The organism is Nitratidesulfovibrio oxamicus, from assembly GCF_015731765.1.
GTDB classification, from domain to species: Bacteria; Desulfobacterota; Desulfovibrionia; order Desulfovibrionales; family Desulfovibrionaceae; genus Cupidesulfovibrio; species Cupidesulfovibrio oxamicus.
The window spans coordinates 1-7,671 of the sequence record NZ_VRYY01000067.1; the positions used below are offsets into that span (position 1 = coordinate 1).

At 65.0% G+C, this 7,671-nt stretch carries 7 protein-coding genes, 1 tRNA gene and 1 riboswitch; of the genes, 1 reads left to right on the forward strand and 7 read right to left on the reverse strand.

Annotated elements, in window-relative coordinates; translation table 11 throughout:
- The 7 genes from pheT to FVW20_RS03195 all read right to left on the reverse strand — a co-directional run.
- Positions 1-1,202, reverse strand: a 1,202-nt coding sequence (gene pheT / locus FVW20_RS03165) for a phenylalanine--tRNA ligase subunit beta (protein WP_196608267.1), incomplete at its 3' end; no start/stop codon positions are given.
- Positions 1,203-1,504: 302 nt separating this feature from the next.
- Positions 1,505-2,542, reverse strand: coding sequence for a phenylalanine--tRNA ligase subunit alpha (pheS, locus tag FVW20_RS03170; protein WP_196608268.1), 1,038 nt, complete (start codon positions 2,540-2,542; stop codon positions 1,505-1,507).
- A 21-nt stretch (positions 2,543-2,563) separates the two neighbouring features.
- Entirely contained in the window at positions 2,564-2,917 is a 354-nt protein-coding gene (gene rplT / locus FVW20_RS03175; RefSeq protein WP_007522954.1) for a 50S ribosomal protein L20, read from the reverse strand.
- 280 nt (positions 2,918-3,197) lie between these two features.
- Entirely contained in the window at positions 3,198-3,395 is a 198-nt protein-coding gene (gene rpmI / locus FVW20_RS03180) for a 50S ribosomal protein L35 (protein WP_007522955.1), read from the reverse strand.
- Between the two features lie 215 nt (positions 3,396-3,610).
- Entirely contained in the window at positions 3,611-4,141 is a 531-nt protein-coding gene (gene infC / locus FVW20_RS03185; RefSeq protein ID WP_012612127.1) for a translation initiation factor IF-3, read from the reverse strand.
- A gap of 7 nt (positions 4,142-4,148) precedes the next feature.
- Entirely contained in the window at positions 4,149-6,083 is a 1,935-nt protein-coding gene (thrS, locus tag FVW20_RS03190) for a threonine--tRNA ligase (RefSeq protein WP_196608269.1), read from the reverse strand.
- 89 nt (positions 6,084-6,172) lie between these two features.
- Positions 6,173-6,247, reverse strand: a tRNA-Val gene (locus FVW20_RS03195).
- A 478-nt stretch (positions 6,248-6,725) separates the two neighbouring features.
- Positions 6,726-6,874: riboswitch (cyclic di-AMP (ydaO/yuaA leader) on the forward strand.
- 316 nt (positions 6,875-7,190) lie between these two features.
- Between FVW20_RS03195 and FVW20_RS03200 the strand changes: the two genes are divergently transcribed.
- A partial coding sequence (locus FVW20_RS03200; protein ID WP_196608270.1) for a KUP/HAK/KT family potassium transporter occupies positions 7,191-7,671 on the forward strand: 481 nt, incomplete at its 3' end.

Here is a 7,671-nt window from a genome sequence, read left to right on the forward strand (position 1 = left end):
GGGCGCGGTTCGGCGCTGCACATGCCGGGGCGCAGCCGCGCGCCGGAAAGTTCGGCCATCATCTGGGCCGCGCGGTGCATGGCGTACACCGCACCAGCCTGGTCAACGCCGCGCTCGAAGCGGTACGACGCCTCGCTGGAAAGGCCCAGCCTGCGGCCCGTGCGGCGCACGGTGCCGGGGCGGAACACGGCGCTTTCCAGCAGCACGCGGGTGGTGGCTTCGGAAACTTCGGAGTTGGCGCCGCCCATGACGCCCGCAAGGGCCACGGGCTTCACCGCGTCGCGAATCAGCAGGTCGCCCGCCACCAGCGCGCGGTCCTGGCCATCCAGGGTCACGATGCGTTCGCCCGCCACCGCCGGGGACACCACGATGCGCGCCCCCTCCAGCAGGTCCAGGTCAAAGGCATGCATGGGCTGGCCCAGTTCCATCATCACGTAGTTGGTGGCGTCCACGATGTTGGAAATGGGGCGCACGCCGATGGCGGTGAGCCGGTGGCGGATGCGCTCCGGGCTCTTGCCCACGCGGATGTTTTCGAGAATCCGCCCGTGGTAGGCATGGCACAGGGCCGGGTCCGCGATGTCGATGGCCACCTCGCGGGAGCAATCCGGGCCGTCCTCCACCAGGTTCAGCCGGGGCAGGGTCAGCGGCAGGCCGAAGCCCAGGGCCACCTCGCGCGCAAGGCCCAGCACGGAAAGGCAGTCGGCGCGGTTGGGCGTGATGGAGATGTCGCACACCTCCATGTCCAGTTGCAGTTCGTCCACCAGCAGCCTGCCCACCGTGAAGTGCTCCGGCAGGACCATGATGCCTTCGTGGTCGTCGCTGAGGCCCAGTTCGCGTTCGGAGCAGATCATGCCGTGCGAGGGCTGGCCGCGCAGCTTGGCCTTCTTGATGACCATGCCGCCGGGCATGGTGGCGCCCACCAGGGCTACCGGCACCTTCTGGCCAGCGGCCACGTTGGGCGCGCCGCACACGATGTCCAGCAACTCGCCCTGGCCCGCGTCCACCTTGCATACCGAAAGCTTGTCGGCCTCCGGGTGCTTGGCGCGTTCCACCACGTGGCCCACCACGATGGCGCGGATGGCGTCGAACGGGCGGCGGATCTCCTCCAGTTCAAGGCCGAGCATGGTCAGACGGTCGCCGAGTTGTTCGGCGGTGCCTTCGAAGGGAACGAATTCGCGCAGCCAGGCAAGGGACAGCAGCATGGGGCTACTCCATGAGAAAGTTTGCGAAGGGGCGGGGTCGTCAGGCGTTTTTTACGCCTCCGGCGGGCAGGGGACGCTGTCTCCTGCTCCCCTTCCGAACGAGGCAGGACTGCCCCGCAGAAGCATTCAAAAAACGGTGTTCATGACAGCAACCGCCCCGGATGAGGGATTTCGTTTGCTGGCAAGAAGGGCAAGCCTTGGCCGAGGCGAGCGTACTTTTCCTGTACGTGACTCTCGCGCAACAGGGGCACAAGGCGCGCCCGACGCCGCCAGCGGGCGAAAGACCCATCCGGGGTCAGTGGCTACCTGAACTGGGACAGGAACCGCACATCATTCTCGAAGAACATGCGCAGGTCACCAATGCCGTACTTGAGCATGGCCACGCGTTCGACGCCGAGGCCGAAGGCGAAGCCGGTGTATTCTTCGGGATCGTAGCCCACGGCGGTGAACACGGCGGGGTCCACCATGCCGCAGCCCAGGATCTCGACCCAGCCGGTGGTCTTGCACACCCGGCAGGGTTCGTTGCCCACGTGCCCTTTGCCGCCACAGATGCAGCACGAAATGTCCACCTCGGCGCTGGGCTCGGTGAAGGGAAAGAAGCTGGGGCGGAAGCGGACCTTGGTATCGCCGCCGAACACGGTACGCAGGAACGAGGTGAGCGTGCCGCGCAGGTCGGCCATGCTCACGCCCTTGTCCACCATCAGACCTTCGATCTGATGGAACATGGGGGTGTGCGTGATGTCCGAGTCGCGGCGGTAGACCTTGCCGGGGGCGATGATGGCCACCGGAGGCTTGCGCGCCAGCATGGTGCGCACCTGCAACGGCGAGGTGTGGGTGCGCATCAGGATCGACTCGGTGACGTACAGGGTGTCCTGCATGTCACGCGCCGGATGTTCGGCGGGCATGTTCAGCGCTTCGAAGTTGTAGTGGTCCATCTCCACTTCCGGCCCGGTCACGATGTCGTAACCAAGCCCCCGGAACACGGAGCAGATTTCCTCCATGACCAGGGTATCGGGGTGGAGCGAGCCACGCCACGGCGCGCGGCCGGGCAAGGTCGGGTCGAAGCGGGAAAGCGCGGCGGCCTCGCTGGCGGCTTCAAGGGTGCCCTTGCGGCCTTCGAAGCGTTCGGTGAGCGCCATTTTGACGCCGTTGGCAGCCTGCCCCAGGCGGGGCCGGTCCTCCGGCGAAAGTTCGGGCAAACGGCCCATGATCTGCGCAAGACGCCCCTTGCGGCCAAGGAAGGCGACACGCAGTTCCTCAAGCTCCGTCAACGACGAAGCCTGGTCCAGGCCTCTTTCGAGTTCCGGGACCAGGCTTTCCAGTTCCTTGAGAAGGTCCATGCGTAGAGACCCCGTATGGGGTTAGTTGAGTTTCGAGGCGGCGAGTTGCGCCAGCTTCGCGAAATCTTCCTTCTCGCGCACGGCAAGGTCGGCAAGCACCTTGCGGTTCAGGGAGATGCCGGCAAGGGTGAGGCCGTGCATGAACTTGCTGTAGGACAGACCGTGCATGCGGGCGCCGGCGTTGATGCGCAGGATCCACAGCTTGCGGAATTCGCGCTTCTTCACCTTGCGGTCGCGGAACGCGTACATCCACGAACGTTCCACGGCCTCGCGGGCGGTGCGGTACAGCTTGCTGCGGCCGCCACGGAAACCCTTGGCCGCGTCCAAATACTTCTTGTGACGCCTGTGGGAGGCGAGACCTCTCTTCACGCGCATGGAATACCTCCATCGTGATCTTGACTCCGCGAGGCGAGAGACCGGGCCAGCGGAGCGGATAATGTAAAGTGCGGGAGATGCGCCCCAATGGGGCTGCCTTTCCGGGTGCTGTCCCGGCAAAGGCAATAACGCCGGACATGGGCGACATTCAGGGAGATTTCGTTCTCCGGCAAGGAGGACGAACCTTTTGCGCAGGGAGTGTACTCTTTGGTACTCGACCGGAGCAAAAGGCGAGTCCGACGCCGCCGGAGGGCGAAAGAACCTGAATGGCGTCTATGACCTAGGCGTAGGGCATCATCCGGCGCACAGCCTTTTCATTGGTGCTGTCCACGGTGGCGGACTGGCCGAGGCGCATGCGGCGCTTGGCGTTCTTCTTCGTGAGGATGTGGCGCAGGTTCTGCTTGCGGCGCTTGAACTTGCCGCTGCCGGTCACGGAGAAGCGCTTGGCGGCGGAACGCCGGGTCTTCATCTTGGGCATTGGATACTCCTTGCCGTTCTCTGCTCGAGCCGAAGCCGCCAAGGCGGCAACGGACACATGACGAAGCCCCCCGCCAGGCGGAGGACCCGGTTTGCCTTCTCAAGGACTGGATCGTCGAAAATTCCCGGTCGGTTGCAGCGGCGCAAGCGACCGCACCCCCGGCGAGAGGGGGCATAATGCGATAAAAACGCGCCGGAAGCAAGAGCCGAAGCGGCCTATTTCTTCGGCAGCGGAGCGAGCATCATGAACAGGGTGCGGCCTTCGGCGCGGGCCTCCTGGTCCATCTTGGCGATGTCCTTGGTATCCTCGACAATGCGGTCGAGAATGGACTGGCCGCGATCCTTGTGGACAATTTCGCGCCCGCGGAAGAAAACGGTGACCTTGCAGCGGTCGCCTTCCTCGATGAAGCGGCGGATGTGCCTGACCTTGGTGTCGTAGTCATGGTCATCCGTCTTGGGCCGGACCTTGATTTCCTTGATCTGGATCACGGTCTGGTTCTTCTTCGCCTCGGCCTTCTTCTTCTGCTGCTCGTACTTGAAGCGCCCGTAGTCCATCACGCGGCACACGGGCGGATCGGCCGTGGCGGCCACCTCGACGAGGTCGAGGCCCAGCTCCTTGGCGTGCGCGATGGCGTCGTTGCGCGACAAGATGCCGAGCTGTTCGCCGTCCGCTCCGATGACCCGCACTTCGCGGGCACGGACCTGTTCATTGCGCCGCACGGTGTCTTGCGGGATATCGCGGCGCATCCTGTTGTTAGGAGAAGCTATAGCTCATTCCTCCACGTTTGAAGGGTTCCTGGCAGTCCGCCCTGATCATTTCCGCCACTTCGGCAAGGGTCTTGAGGCCAAGGTTTTCGCCGGTGCGCAGCCGCACGTTGACGCCCCCGGCCTCCACTTCCTTGTCCCCCACCACGAGGATGTAGGGGATCTTTTCCAACTGGGCTTCGCGGACCTTGTAGCCCAGCTTTTCGTTGCGCGTATCGGCCTCTACCCGAAGGCCTGCGGCCATCAGTTGGTCACGCGCGCCCATGGCGAAATCGTTCTGGGCGTCGGTGACGGTCAGCAGGCGCGCCTGAACCGGGACGATCCACGTGGGAAAGGCCCCGGCAAAGTGCTCCGTAAGCACGCCGATGAAGCGTTCGAGCGAACCCAGGATGGCCCTGTGGACCATAACCGGGCGATGGCGCTCGCCATCCTGCCCGATGTACACCAAGTCGAATCTGTCAGGCAAGGTGAAATCGACCTGGATGGTGGACAGCTGCCACTCGCGCCCGATGGCGTCCGTGACCTTGATGTCGATCTTGGGCCCGTAGAACGCGCCGTCACCCTCATTGATGGTGTACGACAGGCCCGCCGTGGCCACCGCGCCGATAAGCGCATTGGTGGCGCGGTCCCAGTCCTCGTCCGAGCCAATGGACTTTTCCGGCCGGGTGGAGATGACGATGCGGTAGTCGAACCCGAACAGGCCCATCAGGTCGCGCACCAGCGCAATGACGCCGATGATTTCGGCTTCCAGCTGGTCGGGGCGGCACAGGATATGTGCATCGTCCTGAGTGAACTGGCGCACGCGCAACAGGCCGTGCAGCACGCCCGACTTTTCGTGGCGGTGCACCACGCCCAGTTCGAACATGCGGCGCGGCAGATCGCGGTAGCTGCGCAGGTGGCTCTTGTAGATGAGCATGTGCGAGACGCAGTTCATGGGCTTCACGCCATAGGCGTTGTCGTCGATGACGGTGAAGTACATGTTCTCGCGGTAGTTGTCGTAGTGGCCCGACTTTTCCCACACCTCACGGCGCAGCAGCTGCGGCCCCTGCACCAGTTCATACCCGCGCTTCAGGTGCTCCTTGCGCAGGAAGTCCTCGAGGATGGTGCGCAGCAGCATGCCCTTGGGATGCCAGTAGACCATGCCGGGGGCCACGTCTTCGTGGAAGGCGAACAGGTCCAGTTGCTGGCCCAGCTTGCGGTGGTCGCGGCGCTTGGCTTCTTCGATCTGGTGCAGGTAGTCCTTCAGGGCCTTGGGGTCGGCAAAGGCGGTGCCGTACACCCGCGAAAGCATGCGGTTCTTCTCGTCGCCGCGCCAGTAGGCACCGGCCACGGAAAGCAGCTTGAACGCCTTCACGAAGCTGGTGTCGGGAATGTGCGGGCCGCGGCACAGGTCCACGAAGTCGCCGCTGCGGTACACGGACACCGTGTCCGCCGGAATGTCGCGCACGATCTCGACCTTGTAGGTTTCGCCCATGCCCTCGAACAGGGCCACGGCCTCGTCCTTGGTCATTTCAGTACGCGAGAAGGGATGCGCGGCAGCCACGATCTTCTGCATTTCCGCCTCGATGGCTTCGAGGTCGTCCACGGAGAAGGGGCGTTCGTAGTCGAAATCGTAGTAGAACCCGCTGTCGATGGCAGGGCCGATGGTCACCTTCACGCCGGGAAACAGCTTCTGCACCGCTTCCGCCATGATGTGCGCGGCAGAGTGGCGGATAAGCTCGATGCCTTCCGGCGAATCGGCGAAGACCGGTTCGATGGTGGTGGTGTCGGCGGGCACGGTGGCGGTGAGGTCGAGCGGGGTGCCGTTGCAGCGGCAGGCTACGACATTCTTGAATTTCTTCCCGCTCAGGGCGCCCTTGAGGGCGTCACGGCAGGAGACGCCGGACTGCACGTCGAACACCTGTCCTTCGATGGTCACGTTCACGCCGAATCTCCTCGGTGAGTTTGTTGTTGCCGCCGCGCGCACCATAACAAGAAAGGGAGGCCGGAACCTCCCTCTCTGGGCTTTCGGTGTGGTAGGCACGAGCAGATTTGAACTGCTGACCCCTTCCGTGTCAAGGAAGTGCTCTCCCCCTGAGCTACGCGCCTACACCTGCGAGGCAGGAGGGGTATCTACATGCGCACGCCGTCACCGTCAAGCGGTTTTCTTTCACGACACCTGAAAAAATGAAAAAACACCTGTCGCTCCAGTCGCGCCAGTCGCGCCAGTCGCCAAAGCCACCGCCACATCGGCTTCGCTCTCCGGGGCGGCTCTGCGGCAACGGCAAACGTCGCGCGCGCACGTTACATAATAAGCAGACGCCAGCCCCTGGCAATGGGCACATGCCCCCTGCCCTCCGTGACACACGCTGCACCTGCGTTGCCCACCGATTCCCGTCCAGCGTCTGTCCTCGCCTGTTCCCCGCGCATGCCCTACGCCGCCTCCCGTCCCTGACGTGCGCGGCAGCCCCCGTCTCTGCCTTACCCGCCGCGACCCTCCGCGCCCAGTCGGCGCATCCAGCCAAAACTCCTTGCGGCACATGGCATCCGCACCCCATTGACAGAGCACGCGGACAGGCGTAGCCCCTCGTCGAAATCGCCGAGTTCCGCCCTGGGGGCGGAAGCGGGGGACCCAACAGCCGGTCACCCGGTACGGGGCGTATCGCCGCAAGGCGTAGGGCAATCTCTTCGGCCCGAGCCCGTCAGCTAACCTCGCAGGCGTCGAAGGGAGAGCACCCCTCCGAGCACCTTCCGTGCATCCGTCCGCTGCCATGCAGCGGCGGCCATCGCCGGACGGACAGGCCTCGGGGTGGGGGAAGCTTTCCCCACCCTATTCGGAGGCCTCATGTCCACCGGTTCCGATCCGTTGGGCGAAGCCGCGTCCGGCAGCATGCCGGACGGCACCGCGTGCGCCTCGCCGCGCACCGATGCCGTTGCGCCTTCGTCCACCATTTCCTCCACCACAGGGCACTCCGCCCCGCAAGCCTCCACCACCGGGGGCGCATCACCCGTGCCTTGCGCCGGGTCTGCGCCTGTTGCCGGTCATGAGCACATGTCCACGCACGCATCCCTTTTCGCTTCCACCGTGTCTTCCGGCCCGACCGTGCCGCCCACCCAGCCCACGCCGTCCGCTCAACCCGCGCCGTCGGGCCAATCTGCGCCATCGGGCCCGTTCATCGAACCTGGGGCCACCCAGCCCACCCACGCCGCCAACCGCCTGCTGCCGCTGGCCCTGGCCGCCCTGGGCGTGGTGTACGGCGACATCGGCACCAGCCCCCTGTACGCCATCAAGGAATGCTTCCACGGCCTGCATGCCCTGCCCGTGACGCCCACCAACATTCTGGGAGTGCTTTCGCTGGTGTTCTGGGCGCTGACCGTGGTGGTCACCCTCAAGTATGTGCTGTTCATCATGCGCGCCGACAACGACGGCGAAGGCGGCATCTTCGCCCTGCTGGCCCTCCTGCGGGACGGCGCGACCCGGCAGGCCCCCGGCAGCGACGACACCACGCCCGGCGGCGCGGCAAAACCCGCCC

Bases quoted from the DNA above. Each gene is read 5' to 3' on its own strand.
- infC (WP_012612127.1), bottom strand. From the start codon at position 4,141: ATGCGCCGCGATATCCCGCAAGACACCGTGCGGCGCAATGAACAGGTC.
- pheS (WP_196608268.1), bottom strand. From the start codon at position 2,542: ATGGACCTTCTCAAGGAACTGGAAAGCCTGGTCCCGGAACTCGAAAGA.
- rplT (WP_007522954.1), bottom strand. From the start codon at position 2,917: ATGCGCGTGAAGAGAGGTCTCGCCTCCCACAGGCGTCACAAGAAGTAT.
- rpmI (WP_007522955.1), bottom strand. From the start codon at position 3,395: ATGCCCAAGATGAAGACCCGGCGTTCCGCCGCCAAGCGCTTCTCCGTG.